Raw genomic sequence first — 20,365 nt, forward strand, 5'->3', positions numbered from 1 at the left:
AACCTAGCAGTAACCATGTTTTCCGCAAAGGTCGTTAGTTCCCAATGACTTAGGTTTCGGTTGAAAAGCCGGACGGCCCCACCCGGGATTCCGGATGGGGCCGCCTGCTCGCAGGTCCTTGGACGTTTCTTCTAGTTTATCGGCAGCAGCCGCTCAGGCCGAGGCTCAAGCAGAGACTCGGGACGGCTCTTCCACGATGGAAAAGCGCACGCCGGCCTTGTGGCGGTTCTCTTCCGAGACGACGCGCCAGGCGTCCTCGGCTTCCTTGCGGGTCTTGAACGGGCCCTGAACCTGGGCCGATCCTTCCACGAGCTTGTGGAAGTTCATCGACCCGAACTCGCCGCCAATCACCCAGAAATTGCTGCCTTTGGTCATGGTAGTCTCCTGCTGTTGACCGGCTGTTACTTAGCCGAACTGGTTCATCGTGTTGTGGGCGCCGCCCGCCTTCAGAGCGGCTTCCCCGGCGAAATATTCCTTGTGCTCGTCACCGATATCGGAGCCGGCCATGTTCTGATGCTTGGCGCAGGCGATACCCTGACGGATCTCCTGGCGCTGAACATTCTTCACATAGCCCAGCATGCCCTGCTCGCCGAAATACTCCCTCGCGAGATTATCAGTCGACAGCGCTGCCGTGTGATAGGTCGGCAACGTGATCAGATGGTGGAAGATGCCGGCACGCTTGGCTGAATCGGCCTGGAAGGTACGGATGCGCTCGTCGGCTTCAATGCCCAGCGGCGTATCGTCGTATTCCGGCTTCATCAACTCGGCGCGGTTGTACTTGCTGACATCCTTGCCGGCTTCCTTCATCGCGTCGTAGACCTGCCAACGGAAGTTGAGCGTCCAGTTGAACGACGGCGAGTTGTTGTAGGCCAGCTTCGCGTTCGGAACGACCTCGCGGATGCGGTCGACCATCTTCGCGATCTGCTCGATATGCGGCTTCTCGGTCTCGATCCACAACAGGTCGGCGCCGTTCTGCAGCGAGGTGATGCTGTCGAGCACGCAGCGGTCTTCGCCCGTGCCGGCACGGAACTGATAGAGGTTGCTGGCGAGCCGCTTCGGACGCATCATCTTGCCGTTGCGGTTGATGATGACATCGCCATTCCTGGCGTTGTCGGCGGTCACTTCCTCGCAATCCAGGAAGCTGTTGTACTGATCGCCGATGTCGCCGGGCTTGTGGCTGACAGCGATTTGCTGCGTGAGACCGGCACCCAGCGAGTCGGTGCGGGTCACGACGATGCCGTCTTCGACGCCGAGTTCGAGGAAGGCATGGCGGCACGCCCGGATCTTCGCCAGGAACACCTCGTGCGGCACAGTCACCTTGCCGTCCTGGTGGCCACACTGCTTTTCGTCGGAAACCTGGTTTTCGATCTGCAGCGCGCACGCACCTGCTTCAATCATCTTCTTTGCGAGCAGGTAGGTCGCCTCCGCATTGCCGAAACCGGCGTCGATGTCGGCGATGACAGGCACAACATGGGTCTGGAAGTTGTCGACCTTCTCGATCAGTTCCTTTTCCTTCGCGTTGTCGCCTGCCTTGCGGGCGGCGTCGATGGCGCGGAAGATGTCATTGAGCTCACGGGAGTCGGCCTGGCGGAGGAAGGTGTAGAGCTCTTCGATCAGCGCCGGCACAGAGGTCTTCTCGTGCATCGACTGATCGGGAAGCGGTCCGAACTCGGAACGTAGCGCGGCGATCATCCAGCCGGAGAGGTAGAGATAGCGGCGATCGGTCTTGCCGCCGAAATGCTTCTTGACCGAGATCAGCTTCTGCTGCGCGATGAAGCCATGCCAGCAACCCAGCGACTGGGTGTACTTGGTCGGATCGGCGTCGTAGGCAGCCATATCGCTGCGCATCAGCGCCGCGGTGTACCGGGCGATGTCCAGGCCGGTCTTGAAGCGGTTCTGCAGACGCATCCGCGCCACGGCCTCGGCAGTGACGCCGTTCCAGGTCGGCTGGGTCTCGAGCAGCGCCTTGGCAGCGGCAAGCTCGTTCGCGTAGGAAGCGGGTCCCTTGATGGCCTGGTCGATGCCACGTGGCTGATAGTTCATTTGCATAATCCTTTCGGTGACGACTAATTGCAACATCCGCCAAAGCGACATTCATGACAGTGCATTGCAAAACGTACCGAGAGCTAAACGCCAAAATCCTGATTTCGTATAGGTAGCTTGATTTTGAATGGTGATGTCATGTAACATCTGAACTTGTCACAGATGTCATTTTGTTAATTTTGTCACAAAATCCGTCAGAAAGGCTGACATGGCGAGCGAGTCCGGAAAGAAGCTGTTCGTCGGTCCGCGGTTTCGCCGGATCCGCCAGCAGCTCGGCCTGTCGCAGACCCAGATGGCCGAGGGCCTGGAGATTTCTCCGAGCTATATCAACCTGATAGAGCGCAACCAGCGCCCGGTGACCGCCCAGCTGCTGCTCCGGCTGGCGGAGACCTATGACCTTGATTTGCGTGATCTTGCGACCGCCGACGAGGATCGCTTTTTCGCCGAACTGAACGAGATCTTCTCCGATCCCCTGTTCCGGCAAATCGACCTGCCGAAGCAGGAACTGCGCGATCTCGCTGAATTGTGCCCCGGTGTGACTCATTCCCTGCAACGGCTGTACGCCGCCTATACCGAGGCCCGCCGCGGCGAAACGCTTGTGGCGGCGCAAATGGCCGACCGCGACGAGGGAACCCGATTCGAGGCCAATCCGATCGAGCGGGTGCGCGACCTGATCGAGGCCAACCGCAATTACTTCCCCGAGCTCGAGCAGGCCGCGGAAAGCCTGCGAGACGAACTGGGCGTGCCGTCCGAGGAATTGTTTGCGGCCCTCGCTGCGCGATTGCGCGAAAAGCATTCGATCGTCACCCGCATCATGCCTGTCGACGTGATGCGCGAGACGCTGCGGCGGTTCGACCGCCATCGCCGGCAGCTGCTGGTCTCCGAACTGGTCGACGGCCCCGGCCGCGCCTTCCAGCTGGCGCTGCAGATCGGCCTTGCCGAATGCAGCGCCAGCATCGATGCCATCGTCAACCGCGCCGGCCCGCTCGACGACACGCCGCGGAGGCTCTACCGGATCACGCTGGCGAATTATTTCGCCGCCGCCACCATGATGCCCTACCAGGCGTTTCATTCCGCCGCCGAAGCGCTGAACTACGACGTTCACGTGCTGGCGCAGCGCTTCAATGCCGGCTTCGAACAGGTCTGCCATCGCCTGACCACGCTGCAGCGGCCGAACGCGCGCGGCGTGCCGTTCTTCCTGCTCCGCGTCGACAATGCCGGCAATGTTTCCAAGCGGTTTTCCTCCGGCACGTTTCCGTTCTCGAAATTCGGCGGCACCTGCCCGCTGTGGAACGTGCATTCGACCTTCGACACGCCGGACCGGCTGCTCAAGCAGGTCATCGAATTGCCAGATGGCACCCGTTACTTCTCGATCGCGCAGATGGTGCGCCGGCCGGTGGCGCCGCACCCGCAGCCGCAGCCGCGCTTTGCGATCGGTCTGGGGTGCGAAATCCGCCATGCCGCCAAACTGGTTTATGCCGCCGGCATGGACCTGGAGAAAACCGAGGGTACGCCGATCGGGGTCAACTGCCGGCTCTGCGAGCGCGAAAACTGCAGCCAGCGCGCCGAGCCGCCGATCACGCGCACCCTGATCCTGGACGAGAACACGCGGCGCGTGTCGTCGTTTGCGTTCAGTAACGCGAGAGAGTTGTGAGTGCGTCGCTCCAAGAGTTGCCGTCATACCCCGCGAAGGCGGGGTATCCAGTACACCGCGGCTTTTCGGGCGTGTCACCGGCGCCGCGGAGTACTGGATCGCCCGCATTCGTGGGCGATGACAACTGAGAATCTGTTGCCTACGTGTTGCTTTTTAGCGGCACCGAGAATCCTCTGACCTGAGAGACAATTGAATGTTCGTTTCATTCTTCCCCCGCCCGAAAATCTTCTTCCTGTCGGCGATCGTCTGGACGGCGCTGGCGATGACGCTCTGGTACAGCTTCGCCAGCGAGTGGATCGGATCGTCGGGACCGGGAGGCGTCGGTGTTGCCATCTTCTGGTCGGCGCGGTCGCTGTGGTTCGATCTCTACTTCGCCGTTTTCGTTGGTGCCTTCACCGCCTTCTGGATGTGGTTCGCGCCGCATCCCTGGGCGCTCTGGTCCATTCCGGGCTCCGCCCTGATCCTGTTCGCCACCTACTTTCAGGTCCAGGTCAGCGTCGCCGTCAACACCTGGTACGGCCCGTTCTACAACATGATCCAGGCCGCGCTCTCGAAATCCGCGCCGGTCACGGTCGAACAGTTCTATGCGCAATTGTCGACCTTTGCCGGCATTGCGCTGGTCGCGGTCATCGTCGGCGTGCTGACGCGGTTCTTCGTCAGCCACTACATCTTCCGCTGGCGTACCGCGATGAACGATTTCTACATCTCGAACTGGGCGCGGCTGCGCACCATCGAGGGCGCCTCGCAGCGGGTGCAGGAAGACACCATGCGATTTGCGACCATCACCGAACAGCTCGGCGTCAACTTCATCAGCGCGGTGCTGACGCTGATCGCCTTCCTGCCGGTGCTGGTGAAGCTGTCCGCCGACATCACCGAACTGCCCCTGATCGGCGCCGTTCCCTATCCGCTGGTGTTCGCTGCGATCATCTGGTCGGTCCTCGGCACCGGCGCACTGGCCCTGATCGGCATCAAGCTGCCGGGCATCGAGTTCTTCAACCAGCGCGTCGAAGCCGCCTACCGCAAGGAGCTCGTGCTGGGCGAAGACGATCCGGCCCGCGCCGATCCGCCGACGCTCGACGAGCTTTTCGCCAACATACGGAAAAACTACTTCCGGCTTTATTTGAACTTCCTGTACTTCAACATCGGCCGCATCGTCTATCTGCAGACCGACGTCGTCTTTCCCTACATCCTGCTGGGGCCGACGATCGTGGCCGGCAAGATCACGCTCGGAACCTTGAACCAGATCCTCAATGCGTTCACGCAGGTTCGAAACGCGTTTCAATATCTCATCAACTCCTGGAGCACGATTGTCGACCTGATCTCGATCTATCAGCGCCTGCGCGGCTTCGAAGCCATGATCGCCGGCGCCCCGCTGCCCGACATCGAGCATGTGAAGGAACCTGCGGGGATTTGACGGAGATGCAGCCAAAGTCTCAGTTGTCGTCCCGGCCTTGAGCCGGGACCCATACGCCGCGGCAGTCATTGTTTGCAGAAGGTCTCTAACGCCAGAGCGCTTACCGATGGGCCGCGGCGTATGGGTCCCCCGATGCGCAATTGCGCATCTGAGGTCAAGCCCGGGACGACGGCGGTGTTTGTTGTTGAATGCACCATCATTCAAACGCAGCTTCGCGATCTCGCGGCGCATTGCGCCCGAGCTTTGCGAGAAATTTCCTTACCCTCGAATTCAGAGGGCGCAGGGAATGCCGGATGCGCGCTGCACCCGCGGTCTCGTGTGCGATTGTGCAACAAGATGGTGCACACGAGCATACAGGGCAGCGGAGAGCATCCGACATTCCCTGCGCAATGGCCTTACGGCTTATGACGCGCTCTCCCCGGTGAGACGGCCTCTATTGCCACCGTCGCCCCTCGGAAGCGTTAGCTCCCGAAAGGCTTGACGCCGTTACGGGCGCCAGGACCACACGCTTTCACCGTACGCTTCAGCCGCGACCGTCAATCGCAACATCAGCGTCCACCGCATCCCCGCCCCTCGTCATGACGACGGCCGACGCCCCTCTGAATGGGACGGGATGGTTATTTATGTGCAGGTGATTTGGGGTGGAAGGAAGAGAAATATTTTCGATTTTCGGAAATTTAGGACTTGACACGATTTTTGAATATCAGAAGTGATTTGCCCGTCGCAACAGATTGCCGCAGTCAGCTGATGCTCCAAGGAAATAGCGCCTTTTACCGAACACCGTCACGCCCGGCCTTCGCCTTCGCTAAAGCTTCGGCGGGCCGACCACTCGTGGCCCCGTCGAAGCCCTAGCGGAGACGGGTGCCGGGCATCCACGTCTTGCTTCCATCAGGCAAGAAAGACGTGGATGACCGGGACATAGGCGAGCGGAAGCGACGCCGTCCTACAGACGGCTATGCCCGGCCATGTCGAAAAAGGTGACCACGCTCAGATCGCGCGGCGGCGACCTGCAACCATGCTGTAGATAAGCAGGACCACGATAGCGCCCACGACCGCGCCGATCAGGCCGGCGCCCTCGCCGGGCCGATACCAGCCGAGTGCCTGGCCGAGATACGACGCAACAAACGCCCCGACGATGCCGAGTATCGTCGTGAGGATGAACCCCGAGGGCTCGTTGTCTCCGGGCATGATGAACTTCGCTATCACGCCGGCCAGGAAGCCAATAATGATCGTCCAGATAATGCCCATATCAAAACCTCAGTTTGTGAGCGTCAGCTCGGAAGGCGTCCGTCGGGCGTATATTTATCGACGGCAGTGGGGAGTTCGCGTGAAAGCCTTGCCAGGAGTTCCTCCTGCGACAGGCCGGTCTGCTGTTCCAGCTCGGCCAGCACATCCGCGCCGATGGCCTGTTTCAGTTGCGGGGCAGGAAGCTCCTTGTTCGGTCCCTTGCTGACCCACGACTCGGCGGCATCGCCCTGGCCGTTCTGCTTGAAGCGTTCGAGCAACTCGCCCAGCCCACCGCCCAGCAATCCGCCGACGCCGCCGCCGGCCAAAGCCCCGCTGAGATTGCCGAGCAGGCTGCCCAACGGACCTTGCTGGCCGCCGGCCCCCGGCTGCGCATTGCCGGTCGCGCCTTTCAGCATCTCGGCGATCTTGTCCCTGTTCTGATAGCCCGCCAACGCGAGCAAGCCCAATAGCGCCGTCATCGATGGCATCCCGCGGGACATCTTTGTCTCCTTCGTTGAATCACTGAATCACCGCGCCTGTAACGTTCCAGTTCCTGCCGGGTTCCACGCCAGCCGTCAGATCGCATCGCCCGTCGTTTTAAAAAGATTTGTCCATTCGCGCAGGCGGCGGCGGTCACAGGCCCGAAGGCCGCCAACGATCATACTGACCGGTCGCGAGGCGCCGACGAAAGACGCTTAACGTCGCGGTAGGAGGAACCAAAGACATAACGAGAGATTAGGCCCGCTCCTGAAACTCTGGAGAAAATTATGAAACGCTCAGTTCTTTTCGTTTGTATCGGATTGCTGGCGGCCACCACGGCCTCGGCGCAAAATCCGCCGGCGCAGTCCGGACCGAACAACAACGCAGTCAACAGCGCCGGACAAAACAACTCCAACGCTCCTGTCGCGGGTCGCAACAGTTTTACCGAAGGACAAGCCAAGTCGAAAATCGAGGATGCCGGCTACACCAACGTCACCGAACTGAAGAAGGACGACAATGGCGTGTGGCGCGGCAAGGCCAGCAAGAGCGGGTCCGCTACTGCGGTGAGCGTCGATTTTCAAGGCAACGTCAATACTGCCAAGTAAGGAACAATAAAAATGACCGTCACAATCTCTCGCCTATACGACAATCACGCTGACGCTCGGCAGGCCGTCCAACGGCTCGAAACCGCCGGCGTGCCGCACTCGGATATCAGTCTGGTCGCCAATAATTCCGACGGCTGGTTCAACACCGACAAGAAGGTGGATCGCGACCACGATGGCACCGACGACCGCGCCGAAGGTGCCGGCACGGGTGCCGGCATCGGCGCCGGCGTCGGTGGCGCAGCCGGCCTGCTGGCGGGACTAGGCTTGCTGGCGATCCCCGGACTGGGGCCCGTTGTTGCGGCGGGTTGGCTGGCCGCAACGGCGGTTGGCGCGGCCGCAGGTGCGGCGACCGGCGGGATCGTCGGCGCGCTCACGCAAGCCGGCGTTTCGGAAGCCGATGCTCACTCCTACGCCGAGGGCATTCGTCGAGGCGGCACGCTGGTGTCGGCACGCGTTGCCGATGCGGATCGTTCCCGCTTTGAGACGGCATTGAACGAATCCGCCGTCAACCTGCGCGACCGCAGCGCCGCCTGGCAGAAGACCGGGTGGAAGTCGTTCGATCCCGCCAGCAAGCCCTACGGCGCGGATGAGGTCCGAAAGGAACGCGCGCTGTACGGCGGCGGAGTTCGATAGGCGAAACCACGAGACGGCCCGCTCCGGCGGGCCGTTTTTTTTTGCCGAACCTAGAGGTTTTGACCTTGATTGGCGCCACAGACCATCCAATTAACATCCATACAGATGGCGTATGGAGTTAAGTGATGGCGGCGAGCAATGTGCAGGAGTTTCGACCTAAGCCCCCTGACACCGAAAAAATCACGATCAATCTTGGTTATGTCGACCTTGGTCATGTCGATCTAATGGTTCAGGAAGGATTTTACTCGAACCGAAGTGATTTTATCCGGACGGCGATCCGGAACCAACTCGAACGTCACGCAGACGTGGTAAAGCAGTCAACGGCCCGAAAAAGTCTGGACCTCGGTCTGCGGAACTACAGCCGCGAGGACCTTGAAGCAGCGCGACGAGCCGGTGAGACACTCCACATCAATGTCCTCGGCCTTGCCAGTATCGCCCAAGACGTCACGCCCGAGCTTGCGCGCGCGACCATAGCCTCCGTCTCCGTGCTGGGAGCTTTGCATGCCAGTCCGGCGGTCAAAGCCGCTCTCGCCGACAGGATGCGGTGACGGCATGATTAGGCAGGACATCGTTCGCGAAGCCACCCGCCTCACGCGCGCGGGCCAACTCGTTGAGGCCACCGCACTCCTTCAGCGCATGCTTCGTGGGGAGAGCGCGCCAGACGCGACATGGCACAGCGGTGCGATGATCATCGACGCCAAGGCCAATGCCATTGAGGAGACGGATAGTCCACAATTGGCTGGGTCCGCATCTTCCCAACCGCGCATGCCCCGAGCGCTGCTGAATCGCGCAAAGGAGCCCTCGGGGATCGCGCTGCGAGGTGTATTGAATCGCACGCCGCTGTCCATGCCGGACATCATGCCGGCGGGCGCGAGGTTCATCGAGGGTGCCTACAGCAATCCGGCGGGGAGTCGCGCCTACAGGCTTTTCATCCCCAGCCGCTATCAGGGACAACCGCTTCCTTTGGTCGTCATGCTTCACGGCTGCACCCAGTCACCGGACGATTTCGCCGCCGGTACCAGAATGAACTTTGCTGCAGAAGAACAAAATTGCTTCGTGGTCTATCCTGCACAGCACAGCAAGGCCAACCAGGCGAAATGCTGGAATTGGTTTCGCACGGCAGACCAGCAGCGGGACAGAGGTGAACCCTCGCTTATCGCAGGTATCACGCGTCAAATCATGCACGACTATTCGGTCGATCAAAGGCGCGTCTATGTCGGCGGCCTGTCGGCCGGGGCCGCCGCTGCGGCTATCATGGGAGCAACCTACAAAGATCTGTATGCGGCGGTTGGAATCCATTCCGGCCTCGCCTGCGGGGCCGCCACTGACGTACCCTCTGCATTTGCCGCCATGCGGCAAGGTGGCAGCCCTCGTAGCGTCATTTCAGGTGACGGACCACCTGTCCCGACCATTGTTTTTCACGGCGATCGCGACACTACGGTGCATCCAAACAACGGCGACCAAATTCTCAAGTCTATGAGAACGAGGAGGACACAAGAGAAGGTGCACCGCGGGCAGGTAGCGGGAGGCCATGCCTATACCCGCACGATTCATAGCGACGCGAACGGGCGCGCAATGTTGGAGCATTGGAATGTGCACGGTGCCGGACACGCATGGTCGGGAGGCAGCCCCGCGGGCTCCTATACTGATCCGCGAGGACCCGATGCCACAAGGGAAATGCTGCGTTTTTTCCTCGAGCATTCGCTCCCGTCGCCGCCCGTCGCATAGCTGAATCAAAGCAGCTGCAACGCGTCATGTTGTAAGGAAAAGAGCCCGCATTGCTGCGGGCTGCGGCTGCAGCGTGCCTAGAGCCTTTTCCGTTCCGATTGAATCGGGACGGGGCTCTAGATTCTTGATTTGACGCGTTTTCTTGACGCGAACCGGTATCCACTTCGCTGGAAAACGCTCTAAGAAAAAGCAGCAAAACAGTTGAGGCTGCTGGCGGAGCAAATCGACGAGCCGAAAACTGCAGCTGGCGCCCAAGCCGAGAGGACCGACACGAGCGCATAACCGGGAGCTATGTGTACCGCCTCGGGGGAAACGAATTCTAATCGTCGTCCGCGGCCCAGGGGACGGTGCCGCTCTTCCACTTGCCTTCGACCTTGTCGGTATCCTCGATCAGTTGATCGATGACGCTGAGCGGCTTCTTGCCCGGGTTCTTCTGGCAGAATTCGTAGATCAGCGGGAGGATCTTCTTTTCGTTCATCAAATAGAGATCGACATACTGGCTGTCGCCCTCCAGCAGCGCGATGTTGGCGGCGCTCATGTAACCCTGGACCCAATAGAAGATCAGGGAGTTGGTCACATTGTTGAAGCCCTCTGCCGGATTCATGTCCTTGGCGAGCTTTTCACAAGACGCGACGCCGATCCCGTTGGTCGCCAATTGTTGTGCGCCGGCCGGCGCGGCGAAGGTGAAGAAGCAAGCCGCAACGGCCGATAGTCCGTAAGGAATGCGATTGATAGCGCTCATGGAAGCTCCCGTTTGTGCGCGCAATGGCTGCAAGTATGTTTTCCAGATTGCCCCAACAGCAGGTGCGAGTCCAACCCTCGCTCGCTCAAGGTAAGCGCTTCTGCGAGCGGCGCTTTTCCGTGCGCGAATTGGGAGTCGACCTGGCTGGAAAACGCTACGGCCGAACGACGACAAAGCTTGAACGAATGATTCAGCACTTCGGGTGATGGGAACCAGCGGGGCCGCGCAAATGTTGATAGTGCTGACAACAACTGGGATCGATCATGACCGAGCTCGATGTTCGGAAAGGGATGCCGCCCGTCAAGCTCGGCCGCGATGAATTCGAGAAACGCTACCGCCGGCGGTTTGCCGACCCGGTTTTCGCACCGCTGCAACGCGAACTCGACGCCATCATCGGTGCGGCATGGGACGCCTACGCGCACGCGCGCAAGGCGCCCGTGACGCGCAAGGCGGGTCCGGAATTTGCCGATCCCACTTACGAACTTTCCGTCGACTGGCTCGCTGCGCGTGAAGCGATTCTAGCTGCGCAGCGACGTCATGACGATGCAAATGAACAAAGGCGCATCCTGATCATCAGCGGGTCCTCGCGCAGCGAGCATACCTGCCCGGGCGAGATGTCCAAGACCTGGCGTCTCGTCAAGCTCGCCGAGCCGGTGTTTTCGGGGATGGGATTTGCCGTCGACATTCTCGACCTGTCACGGCTGACGTCGGAATTCGGCCGGCAAATCCACCCTTGCAAATCCTGCGTCTCGACCTCGATGGCGCTGTGTCACTGGCCGTGCAGCTGCTATCCCAATTATGCGCTCGGGCAGACCGACGACTGGATGAACGAGATCTATCCGCAATGGGTCGCCGCGCACGGCATCATGATCATCACGCCGGTGAACTGGTATCATGTCCCGACGGCGCTGAAGGCGATGATGGATCGGCTGGTGTGCGCCGACGGCGGCAATCCCGATCCCACCTCCACGCACGGCAAGAAAGCCATCGAAGCGAAGACGCTCGAACTGAAGGGCTGGCCTTATCCGCGGCATCTCGCCGGCCGGCATTTCGGCATCGTGGCGCATGGCGACAGTGTCGGCGCTGAAACGTTGCGCCGTTCGCTTGCGGACTGGCTGACCGACATGTCGCTGATCTCGGCGGGCGGCATGGCGGAGCGGGACGGCTACATCGGCTACATGGAGCCCTACGCGACCGCGCACCAGGCCCTGGACGAAGACAAGGCGTTTCAGCAGGAAGTCGTGAACGTCGCGCAGGCGCTCGGCGCAGCGGTCAAGCTTTCGCTTGCTGGACAACTGCAAAATCCGGGTGACGGGCTGGTTGAGCCGGAGCCCAAGTAAGCGCTGTTGCTTGAGCGCGATCACCGCGCCCCGCTTTGCCTCGGATATTCCAGCTGCATCGCGACAAAGTCGGCGGTCGGCATGCCGTAGCGCGCCTCGATTGCGGCCAGCGTCTGGTCCAGCGCCTTGGCCGGCGGCGAGGCGCCGATATCAGGCAGTCGCCGCTCCGCGGGCCAGTTGGCGGCGACCTCATCGGGCACAATGCGAAGGCCGTTGCGGGTTTCCTGCGCGCCGGCGGTAGCGGCAAATGTCATTGCGCGTGAGCGGTAGGTACGTGACCAGGCGTCCGCGACGAGGGCCAGCGACACTTCGTCCATACCAGGCGAAAGTTCGATGCCAAGCTGCTCGCGATTCCAGAAGGCCAGGACATTGCGCATCGCCGTCAGCGCGAATGGGCGCGTGAACTGAAAGGCGCTGCTGTCATGACGCGCGTCCCAGTCGGCAAGGCCGATGTCTCGCCCGACGGCTTTGGCCTTGTCGCGGCCGGCGATGGCCTCGATCAGGGTCAGTGACATCGGCATCGACGCTGATATCCCCGTCGTCGTCGCAACGGCGCCGTCGACCACAAGCCGCCGGTTCGCGACATAGCGGATCGACGGATGCCTGCCCTGCAATTCCTTCAGCGAATACCAGTGCGTCGTCGCCCGCTTGCCGTGGAGCAATCCGGCGTCGCCGACGACTTTTGCCCCGGCACAGACGCCGATGACGATCGCGCCCTTGGCGGCCTGGCTCCGGATCCATTGCAGCGCGGACGGATCGTCGTCCCGGCTCATGGCGGGGACGATGACATAGTCGGCTCCATCAGGATGCTGCGCGTCGAAATCAGCGGTGGTCGCCTGCGGCTGCACCTTGAGCACCGGGAACAGCGACATCGGACCCGGATTGGTTGCCAGCGTCACCACATCGGCCACATCGGCGCGCCGCAGGATGCCATAGGGCATCAGATAGTCGGTGGTCTCGGTGGCGTCATTGATGCCGATGATCGCGATCAGCGGACGTTGGCGCTTCGGCGGCTTCAGCGCGGCGATGGTGGCCTCGGCCTCCTCTTTCGCGATCGGCGGCGCGGCCGCAAACGAGACCGCCGGAGGCAGCGTGAAAATCCAGCCCGTAAAGACGAGTGCGAACAGTGCCGGGGCGCCGAGGCTGATCCATTTTACAAGTCGCCAGTTCATGGTTACTTGGCTCTGACATTCATTGCGATCGGGCGCGCAAGCTACTGCGCGCATGGCCGACCCGAAATGGCGTAAATCGCGCAAAAACAGACATGCGGCGGGAACGCCATCACCGTTCACGAATTGATGAACCAGCGCCGTACTGCGGTTCCGGGGGGAATGGCGCAGTGGTCAATCTCGATGCCTGTTATGCGTCCGTCAGGTCATCATCTTGCCAACGTTATGGACTGAACAGGATTCCGGTTGGTTGAACGGCGCAGGCGCCGGCGCGCCGCGCACCTTACCCAATACGGTCGATCAAGCCAGAGGTTAGCGTTGTCGGAATTGCCACTCATTCTAGTCGTCGAAGACGAGTACCCGCTGCAGGACGTCGTTGAGGCGACGCTGACCGAAGGCGGTTTTGCAACCGACATTCTGTCATCGGGCGAAGAGGCCCTGACCCTGGTCAGGGGCCGGGTCAAGAACTACCGGGCGCTCGTCACCGATGTCAGCCTGAAGGGCACGATGAACGGCTGGGACGTGGCGCGGCAGGTCAGGGAGATCGACCCGCATTGTCCGGTCATCTACATGACGGGCCTGGCTGCGGATGAATGGTCATCGCAGGGCGTGCCCAACAGCGTGCTGTTGCAGAAGCCGTTCGCGCCGGCGCAACTCGTCACAGCGGTTTCCCAGCTGCTGAATGCCGGCCCGGCAACCGCGTAGGCAACGGACCTTCACTTCACCGCAAACCGCGCGAGCGCCTCGCGGTCCACCTCGACGCCGAGTCCGGGGCCGTCGGGCACGCGGACGATGCCGCGCTCGTGTTCGATTGGCCGCTTCAGGATCGCCTGACGAATCGGATGTTCGGTGCGGTCGAACTCCAGCATCGGCTGCAACGGGGCAAGCGAGCTTCGGGTATGCGTCGGCAGCACCGCGAGCAGTTGCAGCGAGGCGGCAATCGCAATGCCGGTGCCCCAGACATGCGGGTTGTACCTGATACCAAACGCCTCGGCCATGTCGGCGATTTTCTTGCATTCGGACAGGCCGCCGGCCGCGCAGGTGTCCGGTTGAATGATGTCCATCGCACGCGAGACCAGAACATCGCGAAAACCGAACCGGGTGAATTCGCACTCGCCGCCGGCGATCGGAATCGATAGCGCCGACCTCACTTCGCGGTAAGCAGCCAGATCCTCCGGCGGCACCGGCTCCTCGAACCATCCGATGTCGTGCGGCTCGATCATGCGGCCGAGACGGATCGCGGCCGTGGCGTCATAGGCGTGGTTGGCATCGACCATCAGGGCGATGCCGGGCCCGATCGCCTCGCGCACCGCGCGCGTCACCGCGGCGTCCTCTTCGACGCCGAAGCCGACCTTCAGCTTCACCGCCTTGAATCCTTCGGCAACGTAGCCCGCAGCCTCCTCGGCGAGGTAACGCTGCGGATCACCGGATTTGCGCCGATAGAGCCCGGTGGCGTAAGCCTGCACTTCGCTGCGAACGCGGCCGCCGAGCAACTGGTGCGCGGGGACGCCGAAATGCTTGCCCTTGATGTCCCACAGCGCGATGTCGATGCCGCTCAGCCCCTCGATGACGACGCCCTTTTGGCCGTGGTCGCGCAGCCTTGCGTAGACGGTCTGCCAGAGGAAATCGGTGCGCAGCGGGTCCTCGCCGATCAGCCAGGGGGCGACGCTCTTCACCACGGCCGAATTGATCGCCGCGGGGCCGTAGCATTCGCCCCAGCCGATCAGGCCGCCGTCGGTCTCGATCTCGACCAGCATGGCGGTGCGCGTGTCGTACCACGCCCGCGAATAGGCAAAGGGCTGCGACAGCGTGGCCTGCAAAATATGGGTGCGGATATCCGTGATTTTCATTGATCGTTCGTTTCGGCCGCGCGAACCTTAGCAATAGGCCGGAAAACAGGAAGCGGAAAGGCCCGGAGGTCAATGCTGCCGCCGCTTGCGAACATCGCGGCGCTGCGGCATGAAGGCGGCGCCATTCACTTCCCTATTCCGGCCTGCGCTGTTACGTTCGACCTCGCAAAAAACAGGACAAAACGTCGCCGATCGCTCGGCGCAACTTTTGGGAGAAAGACGACATGTTTTCGCACGTCATGATCGGGACCAATGATCTGGAAAAGGCCAAGGTGTTTTACGACGCGTTGCTGGGCACGCTCGACATTCCGCCCGGGCGGGTCGACCGCCACCGCATCTTCTACCGCAGCAAAACCGGCACCTTCTCGGTGTCGAAGCCGATCGACGGCAAGGAAGCATGCCACGCCAATGGCGGCACCATCGGCTTTACCGCCAATTCCCCCGAACAGGCCGATGCGTTTCATGCGGCCGGCCTCGCTCATGGCGGCAAGACCTGCGAGGATCCGCCGGGCATCCGCGAAGGCAGCGGGGTGAAACTCTACATCGCCTATTTGCGCGATCCCGATGGCAACAAGCTCTGCGCGCTGCACCGCGTGGCGTGAGGCCGGACCGAAAGTCTATCCAGGATTTTCGGCCTCGCTAACCTGAAAAAGATTTCGTCATGGCCGGGCATAGCCGTCTGGAGGACAGCGTCGCTTCCGCTCGCCTATGCCCGGCCATCCACGTCTTTCTTGCTTAGTGGAGGCCAAGGCGTGGATGCCCGGGACAAGCCCGGGCATGACGAGCCAGTCTGGCGCGTCGAATCTTCGCAGGAACAATTCGTGATTCCGCCGGTTGCTCGTTCTCGATCAATGGAGGAGCAACCATGGTTACGGAAGCAAGAGAAACTGGTTCCCTGATCGGCAGCGACAAGGTGGAAGGAACCGCCGTGTACGGCGCCGATGACACCAAGATCGGATCGATCGAGCGCGTCATGATCGACAAGATGAGCGGCAAGGTCTCGTATGCCGTGTTGAGCTTCGGCGGCTTTCTCGGAATCGGTGACGATCATTATCCGCTGCCCTGGCAGTCGCTGAAATACGACACCAATCTCGGCGGCTATCGCACCGGGATAACCGAGACGCAGCTCAAGGGCGCGCCGAGATACGGCAACGACAACGCCTGGAACTGGTCCGACCCTGCGCGCGTACGCACGGTCAACGACTATTACGGCATCGCGATGTAGCCACCGCCACCGCGCAAAGGCTGTAAAGGCCCGCTGTCAGGCGGGCCTTTTCGTTTGGCGGGACGGAAGTTCGGGACGGTTAATGACAAGCTTAAAGGATTGGCCCGAAATCGCATTGCCGAAAGCTAAATGGCCACCGGATGCGAGGACGATCTCTTAAGGAAGCTCCGGTACAGCTGCCCGATAACGACCTTCCAAACAAGACGGGTAACGGCCCGCGGCCCAGGGACCAGACGATGGACGATTCGGTTCAGATCCGCTGCCACCGCTGCAAATCGTGCTTTCGCGAAAAGGCGCGACGGCTGCAGAGCGGCTATTCCCGGCAGTGCATCAGCTGCGAAACGATGCTGTTCTTTGACGACGGCTCCGCCGACAAGAACATCCAGCGGACGCTGCGGGACGCGAGAAGAATTCGCAAGGAGCTTCGCGAAGCCGAAGCCGCGAAGTTTGCCACCTCGGCGCTGGTGTCCTCGAGCCGCGAATCCTCAAACGCAAGGTCCATGACCTCGGGTCGCGAAGATTAGGCCGGCGCTGTAAGTTGAGCTAGCATTGGCGTCCCCGGGGGGCACGCCCATGACAATTCACCGTCAAATTCAACGCCGACAATTCCTGCAGCTCACGGCCGCCGGCCTCGCCGCGCCGGCGTTCCCGCATGCCGCCGCGGCGGAGGATTACCCGTCCCGGCCGGTGCGCATCGTTGCCGGTTTTGCCGCCGGCGGCGGCGTCGACATCACGGCGCGGCTGATCGGCCAGTGGCTCAACGAGCGGCTCGGGCAATCCTTCGTGGTCGAAAACCGCACCGGCGCCGGCGGCAATATCGGCACCGAGGCCGTGGTCGGCGCCGCGCCCGACGGCTACACCCTGCTGCTGGCCACCGTGCCGAACGCGGTCAACGCCGCGCTCTACAATAATCTGAAGTTCAACTTCATCCGCGACATCGCCCCGGTCGCCGGCATCATCCGCGTGCCGATGATCATCCTGTTGCATCCCTCGATGCCGGTCAAAACCGTCCCTGAATTGATCGCCTATGCCAAGGCCAATCCGGGCAAGGTCAACATGGCCTCCGCCGGCAATGGCAGCGCGCCGCATATGGCGGGCGAGCTGTTCAAGATGATGACCGGCGTCAACATGGTGCATGTGCCCTATCGCGGCCAGGGTCCGGCGCTGACCGATCTCCTGGGCGGCGAGGTGCAGGTGCTGTTCGCGACCGCGCCGGGCACGACGGATTATATCGCGAGCGGCAGACTGCGCGCGCTGGCGGTGACCACGGCGGCGCGGGCGGAATTGGCGCCGGAGCTGCCGCCGGTCGGCGATTTCGTGCCGGGCTACGAGACCAGCCAGTGGTACGGCATGTGCGCGCCCGCCAGGACGCCGGCGGAAATCGTCGGCAAGCTCAACAGGGAAATCAACGTGGCCATCGCCGACGCCCGCATGAAAGCCCGCCTCGCCGCGATCGGCGGCGAACCGCTGCCGGGCACGCCGGCCGATTTCGGCAAGCTGATCGCGGAAGAGACGGAGAAATGGGCCAAGGTGGTTCGGGCGGGCGGGTTGAAGCCGGATTGAGAACAGTCCGTAGGGTGGGTTCGGCGAAGCCGTAACCCACCGCAGATGTGGCCACGAAGATGGTGGGTTACGCTTCGCTAACCCACCCTACGAAGCAACAGAAAACACTACCGTCCCTTGTAAACCGCCCGACGCTTTTCCTTGACTGCGGCGGCGGCCTCGACGGCGTCTTCGCTTTCCTTGACTTCATGAAGCTGGCGCTGGGCGCGGCCGGATTGCTCGGAGGGTCCGTGCGGCAGGACGCCTTCGGTGACGAAGCGCTTCAGGGTTTTCAGCACCAAAGGCGAGAACTCGGTCATCTCGCGCGCCATCTTCAGCGCAACCTCGACCTGCTGCCCGACCGGCACCACCTCGTTGACGAGGCCGATATTCCAGGCGCGCTGCACCTCGACGATGCGGCACAGCAGCATCATCTCCATCGCGATCTTGTGCGGGATCCGCGCGGCGAGCCCTGCGATCATGCCGCCGGTGAATCCCATCCGCGCTTCCGGGTAGGAAAATTTGGCGTTTTCGGCCGCGACCGTGAGATCGCACATCATCGACAGCACCAGCGCGCCGCCGACGCACCAGCCGCCGACCGCCGAGATGATCGGTTTTGTCGTCTCGAACCCGACGGTCGGAATGCAGCGCCACAGTTCGGGAAAATTGCCGGTGTCGGCGCCACCGGAAAACGCCTCATTGCCGGCGCCGGTCAATACCGCGGCCTTCTGCGTCGGCGAGCGCTCGAACTCCACAAAGGCTTTCTGCAGCAGCAGCGCCGTCTCGGCGCAGATCGCGTTGCGGCGTTCGGGCCGGTTGATCGTGACCAGCGTGGTGCCGTCGGAATTGTTTTCAACCAGGACTTTTGGCATGGGCTTCCCTCTCATGCCCGCGCGACGGCGGGCCGTTTCGCGGATCATAGGTGGCGACACCGGTCCGGCCAATATCGAAGAACCCGTGAGGAGCCGGCATGCTGATATGCGCTTCAGCCGGGATATTTCGCCTCAACGAGTTGCGGAATGGTTCGTATCAGCCCGCCTAGCTCGCCTGAGGTCAGCAACAGAACGACATCATCCGGCCGCAAGATGTCGCCCAATCTCGTCAATGCCTCGTCCGGGTCGCTTATCGCCTCGGCATCGTAATTCGCCGCCCTGACGCGGGCGACGATTTCATCCTGGGTCAATTGGGCATGGGTGCCGGCGCCCTGCGATGCCGGCTGATAGATGAAAACCCGGGACGCACCCGCAAACACGTCGTCATAGGCTGATATCGCCGCCCGGTTTCGCCAGGTGAAGGTATGCGGCTCGAACACGATGATCAGCCTGCGATCGGGGAAATGGAGTTTTGTGGCAACGATGGCGCTCCGGGCCTTTTCGTAGGACGAGCCAAAACCTTCGTAGACCGGCAGCTTCGATGCGGGCGAGAGCAATTCCATGCGGCGCTTGACGCCCAGGAATGTGCTCATGCCGGCGCTCAGCTCCTCGGGCGACAGCAGCTTCTTCTCCAGCAGCATCGCGCTGACGCCGACGATATTTTCGATGTTGTGATCGCCGAGCATGCGGGTCGAGAGGCGAATGATCTTTTCGCTGCCGCGCATCAGGTCGAAACCGGTTTCCGCGCAACGCGCGATGTTGGCGGCATGCCAGTGCGCCTTGTCGTCCAATGCATAAAAAACAATGGGACAGGCGAGGCTTCCAGCCAGGGCGCGCGCGTGAGGCTCGCTGCTGCACACCACCAGCAGCCCGTCCGAAGGCAGTGAGCCAAGCAAACTTTGAAAGGGGCTGAGATAATCCGCGTGCGTCGGAAAGACGTTGATGTGGTCGTGGGTCGCCGAGGTGAGCAGGACGTTTTTTGCGTTGTAGCGAAGGAATTTCGATCTGTTGTCCCAATTCGAGGCCGGGTATTCGTCGCCTTCGAGAACGAAGGTCGGGCCCTGCCCGCGGTGCGCGTGCCGCTCGAACCCATTGGTGATCTCGCCGATAAAATAGCTTGGGTCCCTGCTCGAGACCTTCAGGCACCACGCCAGCAGCGCAGAGCAGGTCGATTTGCCGTAGCTTCCCGCGGCCACGATCGTCTCGGAACCGGCGGTCATGTCGTGCAGCAAATCCGCAAACGATCGCACCAGCTTTCCGCTGTCCATTGCCGCGCGAACTTCTTCATTGCTGTCAGGCTGAAGCTTTGCGTTCTTGCCGATCACGATGACATCGGCATCGTCAGGAATGTTCTCTTTGCGGTATCCCGCGGCAAACGGGATCTTCTCGTTCCTGAGATAGTCGCTGACCGGCGGGTAAAAGCCTTCGTCGGAGCCGCTGATCTGCACGCCCATCTGCCGGAGCAGCAGCGCGGTTGCGCTCATGCCCTTTCCAGCAATGCCAATGAAATGCGCTTTCGAGAAATTCATCTGTCCCCCTGATTCGGCGATATTAAAGCGTTTTTCAGCGAAGTGGATACCGGTTCGCTTCAAGAAAACGCGTCAAATCAAGAATCTGGGGGCCCGTCCGCCTATTCCTCTGTTGTCTGCAATTCCTCTGTCTCGACCTTATCCGACGAAGACCTGATCCGCTCCAGCAGTTGCAGGAATTCAGCGGTTTCTTCCGCGATCGATTTCGGCTGGGGCTTGGGTGGGAACGGTATCACTTCAGACATGGGCAAAATCTCCCTGGGTGCCATTCCGTTCTCCTGCGAAATTGGCGCGTTTCTGCGGCGCGCCGTT

The 20,365-nt window shown here is 61.6% G+C and carries 22 protein-coding genes; 12 read left to right on the plus strand and 10 right to left on the minus strand.

The window, feature by feature from the left end:
- Nucleotides 1–165 precede the first annotated feature (165 nt).
- On the minus strand, nt 166–375 hold the full coding sequence (locus JQ574_RS13265) for a hypothetical protein (protein WP_108522535.1): 210 nt from the start codon (nt 373–375) through the stop codon (nt 166–168).
- Between the two features lie 30 nt (nt 376–405).
- Entirely contained in the window at nt 406–2,043 is a 1,638-nt protein-coding gene (locus tag JQ574_RS13270; RefSeq protein ID WP_212209241.1) for an isocitrate lyase, read from the minus strand.
- A gap of 208 nt (nt 2,044–2,251) precedes the next feature.
- Between JQ574_RS13270 and JQ574_RS13275 the strand changes: the two genes are divergently transcribed.
- Entirely contained in the window at nt 2,252–3,697 is a 1,446-nt protein-coding gene (locus tag JQ574_RS13275) for a short-chain fatty acyl-CoA regulator family protein (protein ID WP_192738531.1), read from the plus strand.
- Nucleotides 3,698–3,890: 193 nt separating this feature from the next.
- Nucleotides 3,891–5,111 (plus strand): peptide antibiotic transporter SbmA, encoded by a 1,221-nt coding sequence (gene sbmA, locus JQ574_RS13280; RefSeq protein WP_212209240.1) that lies wholly within the window; start codon nt 3,891–3,893, stop codon nt 5,109–5,111.
- A gap of 987 nt (nt 5,112–6,098) precedes the next feature.
- On the opposite strand, the gene JQ574_RS13285 is transcribed toward sbmA, so the two are convergent.
- A complete protein-coding gene (locus tag JQ574_RS13285) occupies nt 6,099–6,359 on the minus strand; it encodes a GlsB/YeaQ/YmgE family stress response membrane protein (RefSeq protein WP_212209239.1) in 261 nt (86 codons plus the stop codon).
- A 23-nt stretch (nt 6,360–6,382) separates the two neighbouring features.
- Nucleotides 6,383–6,838, minus strand: a complete 456-nt coding sequence (locus JQ574_RS13290) for a YidB family protein (protein WP_212209238.1) — start codon at nt 6,836–6,838, stop codon at nt 6,383–6,385.
- A 267-nt stretch (nt 6,839–7,105) separates the two neighbouring features.
- Here JQ574_RS13290 and JQ574_RS13295 point away from each other — a divergent pair, with 267 nt between their 5' ends.
- The 4 genes from JQ574_RS13295 (at nt 7,106) to JQ574_RS13310 (ending at nt 9,784) form a co-directional block, all read left to right on the plus strand.
- Nucleotides 7,106–7,423 (plus strand): hypothetical protein, encoded by a 318-nt coding sequence (locus JQ574_RS13295; RefSeq protein WP_211997779.1) that lies wholly within the window; start codon nt 7,106–7,108, stop codon nt 7,421–7,423.
- A 12-nt stretch (nt 7,424–7,435) separates the two neighbouring features.
- Nucleotides 7,436–8,056, plus strand: a complete 621-nt coding sequence (locus tag JQ574_RS13300; RefSeq protein ID WP_212209237.1) for a hypothetical protein — start codon at nt 7,436–7,438, stop codon at nt 8,054–8,056.
- A gap of 125 nt (nt 8,057–8,181) precedes the next feature.
- Nucleotides 8,182–8,604, plus strand: coding sequence for a CopG family transcriptional regulator (locus JQ574_RS13305; RefSeq protein WP_212209236.1), 423 nt, complete (start codon nt 8,182–8,184; stop codon nt 8,602–8,604).
- Nucleotides 8,605–8,608: 4 nt separating this feature from the next.
- Nucleotides 8,609–9,784: a PHB depolymerase family esterase gene (locus JQ574_RS13310; protein ID WP_212209235.1), complete on the plus strand. Its 1,176-nt coding sequence runs from the start codon at nt 8,609–8,611 to the stop codon at nt 9,782–9,784.
- A 319-nt stretch (nt 9,785–10,103) separates the two neighbouring features.
- Here the strand turns inward: JQ574_RS13310 and JQ574_RS13315 are convergent, their stop codons facing one another.
- A complete protein-coding gene (locus tag JQ574_RS13315) occupies nt 10,104–10,526 on the minus strand; it encodes a hypothetical protein (RefSeq protein WP_212209234.1) in 423 nt (140 codons plus the stop codon).
- A gap of 263 nt (nt 10,527–10,789) precedes the next feature.
- Between JQ574_RS13315 and JQ574_RS13320 the strand changes: the two genes are divergently transcribed.
- Nucleotides 10,790–11,866, plus strand: a complete 1,077-nt coding sequence (locus JQ574_RS13320; RefSeq protein WP_212209233.1) for a flavodoxin family protein — start codon at nt 10,790–10,792, stop codon at nt 11,864–11,866.
- Between the two features lie 20 nt (nt 11,867–11,886).
- On the opposite strand, the gene JQ574_RS13325 is transcribed toward JQ574_RS13320, so the two are convergent.
- Entirely contained in the window at nt 11,887–13,038 is a 1,152-nt protein-coding gene (locus JQ574_RS13325) for a DJ-1/PfpI family protein (protein ID WP_212209232.1), read from the minus strand.
- A gap of 315 nt (nt 13,039–13,353) precedes the next feature.
- On the opposite strand from JQ574_RS13325, the gene JQ574_RS13330 reads away from it, so the two are divergent.
- Nucleotides 13,354–13,740, plus strand: a complete 387-nt coding sequence (locus tag JQ574_RS13330) for a response regulator (RefSeq protein WP_212209231.1) — start codon at nt 13,354–13,356, stop codon at nt 13,738–13,740.
- 11 nt (nt 13,741–13,751) lie between these two features.
- On the opposite strand, the gene JQ574_RS13335 is transcribed toward JQ574_RS13330, so the two are convergent.
- Nucleotides 13,752–14,885 (minus strand): mandelate racemase/muconate lactonizing enzyme family protein, encoded by a 1,134-nt coding sequence (locus tag JQ574_RS13335; protein ID WP_212383592.1) that lies wholly within the window; start codon nt 14,883–14,885, stop codon nt 13,752–13,754.
- 224 nt (nt 14,886–15,109) lie between these two features.
- Here JQ574_RS13335 and JQ574_RS13340 point away from each other — a divergent pair, with 224 nt between their 5' ends.
- From JQ574_RS13340 to JQ574_RS13355, 4 genes are all read left to right on the plus strand, one after another.
- Nucleotides 15,110–15,487 (plus strand): VOC family protein, encoded by a 378-nt coding sequence (locus JQ574_RS13340; protein WP_192738521.1) that lies wholly within the window; start codon nt 15,110–15,112, stop codon nt 15,485–15,487.
- A gap of 263 nt (nt 15,488–15,750) precedes the next feature.
- Nucleotides 15,751–16,110 carry a PRC-barrel domain-containing protein gene (locus tag JQ574_RS13345; protein ID WP_212209229.1) on the plus strand — a complete coding sequence of 120 codons (360 nt, stop codon included), beginning with the start codon at nt 15,751–15,753 and terminating at the stop codon, nt 16,108–16,110.
- Between the two features lie 236 nt (nt 16,111–16,346).
- Nucleotides 16,347–16,634: a hypothetical protein gene (locus tag JQ574_RS13350; protein WP_212209228.1), complete on the plus strand. Its 288-nt coding sequence runs from the start codon at nt 16,347–16,349 to the stop codon at nt 16,632–16,634.
- Nucleotides 16,635–16,683: 49 nt separating this feature from the next.
- Complete coding sequence (locus tag JQ574_RS13355; protein ID WP_212209227.1) at nt 16,684–17,673, plus strand: tripartite tricarboxylate transporter substrate binding protein; 990 nt, start codon at nt 16,684–16,686, stop codon at nt 17,671–17,673.
- Between the two features lie 107 nt (nt 17,674–17,780).
- On the opposite strand, the gene JQ574_RS13360 is transcribed toward JQ574_RS13355, so the two are convergent.
- From JQ574_RS13360 to JQ574_RS13370, 3 genes are all read right to left on the minus strand, one after another.
- Nucleotides 17,781–18,524 (minus strand): enoyl-CoA hydratase/isomerase family protein, encoded by a 744-nt coding sequence (locus JQ574_RS13360; RefSeq protein WP_212209226.1) that lies wholly within the window; start codon nt 18,522–18,524, stop codon nt 17,781–17,783.
- 113 nt (nt 18,525–18,637) lie between these two features.
- Nucleotides 18,638–20,053, minus strand: coding sequence for a UDP-N-acetylmuramate--L-alanine ligase (murC, locus tag JQ574_RS13365; RefSeq protein WP_283813717.1), 1,416 nt, complete (start codon nt 20,051–20,053; stop codon nt 18,638–18,640).
- 101 nt (nt 20,054–20,154) lie between these two features.
- Nucleotides 20,155–20,298, minus strand: a complete 144-nt coding sequence (locus JQ574_RS13370; protein WP_212209224.1) for a hypothetical protein — start codon at nt 20,296–20,298, stop codon at nt 20,155–20,157.
- Nucleotides 20,299–20,365: the final 67 nt, after the last annotated feature.

The sequence above is a fragment of the Bradyrhizobium sp. AUGA SZCCT0158 genome, from assembly GCF_018130065.1.
Classification (GTDB): Bacteria; Pseudomonadota; Alphaproteobacteria; order Rhizobiales; family Xanthobacteraceae; genus Bradyrhizobium.